This window comes from Streptomyces nanshensis, from assembly GCF_001751255.1.
GTDB classification, from domain to species: domain Bacteria; phylum Actinomycetota; class Actinomycetes; order Streptomycetales; family Streptomycetaceae; genus Streptomyces; species Streptomyces nanshensis_A.
This window is the reverse complement of record NZ_LJGW01000394.1, coordinates 1-3,528: the sequence shown is the minus strand read 5'-3', so window position 1 is coordinate 3,528 and position 3,528 is coordinate 1. Positions and strand designations below refer to the sequence as shown.

Sequence of the window (3,528 nt, the reverse complement as noted above, 5' to 3'; positions counted from 1 at the left end):
CGTCGCGGCGCCGGGCTGTGCGCCGCCGTCGGCGGACTCGTCGCCCTCGCCCGCCGTGCTGTGCTCGCTCTGACCGTCGGCCGCCTCGGAACGGTCGGCGGCCGGGGTATCGCCGTCGTCGTCGTGGCCGTCGCCGGCGGCGCCGGACGTGGCCGACTCATCGCCGGAGGCGGCTGCGGCGGCGTCCTGTTCGCCGGCGGGCGACGGTACGCGGGTGGTGGGGGCGGTGGTCTTTCCCGAGGGCTCCTCGCCGTTGGCGTGGTTCTGGTTCACGGGGGCCGACGGCTGGACCGCCGAGCCCCCGGTCGTACGGAAGAGTTCGTCAGCAGCAGGAAGACTCACTCGGCGTGGCACCGGGCGAGCACCTCCCTGGCGAGCTGGCGGTAGGCGGCGGCACCGACGGAGTTGGAGGCGTACGTGGTGATGGGCTCACCGGCGACGGTCGTCTCGGGGAAGCGGACCGTACGCCCGATGACCGTGTGGTAGACGTTGTCGTCGAACGCCTCGACGACGCGCGCCAGCACTTCGCGGCTGTGCACCGTGCGGGAGTCGTACATCGTCGCGAGGATGCCGTCGAGCTCCAGCTCCGGGTTGAGCCGCTCCTGCACCTTCTCGATCGTCTCCGTCAGCAGGGCGACGCCGCGCAGCGCGAAGAACTCGCACTCCAGCGGGACGATGACCTTGTGCGCCGCGGTGAGCGCGTTGACGGTGAGCAGGCCGAGCGAGGGCTGGCAGTCGATGACGATGAAGTCGTAGTCGTTCTGCAGGGGTTGGAGGGCGCGCTGCAGCGTGGACTCGCGCGCGACCTCGCTCACGAGCTGAACTTCCGCCGCGGACAGGTCGATGTTGCTCGGCAGCAGGTCCATGCCCGCCACGGCCGTCTTCAGCAGCACCTCGTCGGGCGCGAGGCCGCGCTCCATCAGGAGGTTGTAGACCGTGAGTTCGAGCTCCATCGGATTCACGCCGAGGCCGACCGACAGGGCGCCCTGCGGGTCGAAGTCGACGAGCAGCACGCGCCGTCCGTACTCAGCGAGCGCGGCACCCAGATTGATGGCGGAGGTCGTCTTGCCGACGCCGCCCTTCTGGTTGCACATCGCGATGATCTTCGCGGGGCCCGGTTCGCTGACCGGTCCCGGGATCGGAAAGTACGGAAGGGGGCGGCCCGTTGGGCCGATGCGCTCGCGGCGCTGCCGCGCGGCGTCGGGCGCGAGCGTCGCGGCGTACTCCGGGTCGGGTTCGTACTCCGCGTCCGGATCGTAGAAGTGCCCTTCGGGCAGCTCGCCGTAGGGGATGCGGTGCGGGTCACTGTAGTCGGCGAGCTCGGCGGACTCGTCGCCCGCGGAGTTGCCGGCCATGGCGTTCACTTGGCGGCCGTCCATGCTCTGGTGGGCTGTGGTGGTGGGTGCTGCGTCGTAACGGGCGGCGAAGGTGCGGACAGCGACGGAGCCGACACCCTCGGACTCCGAGGACCTCTGGCCCCGCGCAGGTGCTCCTGGTTGGCCACCCCCGGGAGTAAATGTCGACTCATTCACAAGTCGTCCTACCTCCTTGGTGACCAGGAAACTTCTAGACAGGTCAGCGTGACACCATGCCGACGATTGGCGACTCTATGGCGTGTCGGCCGTCCGCAGCAACACAATCCACCGGAGACGGCACGATGTGTCGAGGTGCGAACTCCCCCGTGTCAAGAGGCAATGTGCGTCACGGGGCCCCTCCGGACGGGTGGTGCGGAGGCTTCCGCGGACGCCAACGCGCCCGCGTGGAACCGCCGTTGAGCGCCCTTCGGCCCCGTGAACAGCATGTCTTCACCAGCGCGTCGGCCCCGCGTCCGCTTCCGCGGCACGGGGCCGAAGACATCCGGTGACACGTCCCGACGAGGGCTCAACCGCCGCCGGGCGGCGTTGACTTGTGCGGTTGACGGCCGGATCAGCCCAGCAGCGTGCCGAGTTCGCGGCCGGCAATGCCGTGCGCCTCGGCGACCGGACCGTAGAAGACCTCTCCGTCATGGACGTTGAGGCCCTTGGCCAGCGTCGTGTCCCGGCGCAGCGCCTCGCGCCAGCCGTGGTCGGCGAGCTGCACGATGTACGGGAGCGTGGCGTTGGTCAGCGCGTACGTCGACGTACTGGGCACCGCTCCGGGCATGTTGGCGACGCAGTAGAAGACCGACTCGTGCACCTGGAAGGTCGGTTCGGCGTGCGTCGTCGGGCGCGAGTCCTCGAAGCAGCCGCCCTGGTCGATCGCGATGTCGACAAGGACACTCCCCGGCTTCATACGGGAGACCAGTTCGTTGCTCACCAGCTTCGGCGCCTTCGCGCCGGTGATCAGCACCGCGCCGATCACCAAGTCGGCCTCCAGGACGGCCCGTTCGAGCTCGTAGGCGTTGGAGGTGACGGTGCGCACCCGGGTGCCGAAGATCCGGTCGGCCTCGCGGAGCTTGTTGACGTCCTTGTCGAGCAGCGTGACGTGGAAGCCGAGCCCCGTGGCGATCTGCGTGGCGTTCCAGCCGGAGACGCCGCCGCCGACGACGACCGCGCGCCCCGCCGGCACTCCCGGAACGCCGCCCGGCAGCACGCCGCGGCCGCCCGCCGAGCGCATCAGGTGGTAGGCGCCGACCTGGGGTGCGATCCGGCCGGCGACCTCGGACATCGGGGCGAGCAGCGGCAGGGCGCCGCCGCCCGTCTCCACCGTCTCGTAGGCGATGGCGGTCGTGCCCGACTCCAGCAGCGCCTCGGTGCACTCCCTGGACGCGGCCAGATGGAGATAGGTGAAGAGGGTCTGGTCCTTGCGCAGCCGCCCGTACTCCTCGGCGATCGGCTCCTTGACCTTGAGCACCATGTCGGCGGTGGCCCAGACCTCGTCGGCGGAGTCCAGGATGGACGCTCCTGCCGCGACGTACTCCTCGTCCGGGATGGAGGAGCCGACTCCGGCTCCGCGCTCCACCGTGACCCGGTGTCCGTTGCGTACGAGTTCGTGCGCCCCGGCCGGGGTGATGGCCACACGGAACTCGTTGTTCTTGACCTCGCGGGGGATGCCGACCTTCACGTCGATCACGGTCCTTGACTTCGGGTGATTTCGGAGGCGCCCCCGCGCCTGTGGGTGCGGAAGGCATCCGTGGCGCACACATCCGGATACGGCAGCACATGCAACACATGTGAGGTATACGCCGGTTGTCGCCTGGACGGCCACGGCTCCGCCAGTTTAATGAAGGATCGCGCGCTGTCCAGCCTTATAAACAAGGAATTTTTCCTTGATTCCCTATGCTTTCTTAGGTCTACTCCACCTGAACCGTCAAGTTGTGCGAGTTCAGCAGGGCTTCGGCGGCCTGCCGGTGCAGCCCGGCGGCCCGTACGTCGCCGGTCCGCTCGCACGCGTCGGCGAGCCTCAACAGCAGCGCCGCGTGCAGCCGTCCGTCCTGCTCGTCCGCCTCGCGCGCAGCCTGGACCGCCTGCCGGCACACCCGCGCCGTCTCCTGCGGACGGCCCTCCCGCTCGTGCACCCCCGCGATCTCGGCGAGCGCGCGGGCGTGCG

The 3,528-nt window shown here is 69.6% G+C and carries 2 protein-coding genes and 2 pseudogenes; all 4 read right to left on the bottom strand.

What is annotated here, in order from left to right:
- Positions 1–354: pseudogene (locus AN218_RS38470) on the bottom strand (hypothetical protein); the annotation flags it as partial.
- Entirely contained in the window at positions 339–1,532 is a 1,194-nt protein-coding gene (locus AN218_RS24495) for a ParA family protein (protein WP_079132541.1), read from the bottom strand. The gene AN218_RS24495 and the pseudogene AN218_RS38470, both read right to left, overlap by 16 nt.
- A 394-nt stretch (positions 1,533–1,926) precedes the next feature.
- A complete protein-coding gene (gene ald / locus AN218_RS24490) occupies positions 1,927–3,042 on the bottom strand; it encodes an alanine dehydrogenase (RefSeq protein WP_079132543.1) in 1,116 nt (371 codons plus the stop codon).
- 229 nt (positions 3,043–3,271) lie between these two features.
- Positions 3,272–3,528: pseudogene (locus AN218_RS37035) on the bottom strand (hypothetical protein); the annotation flags it as partial.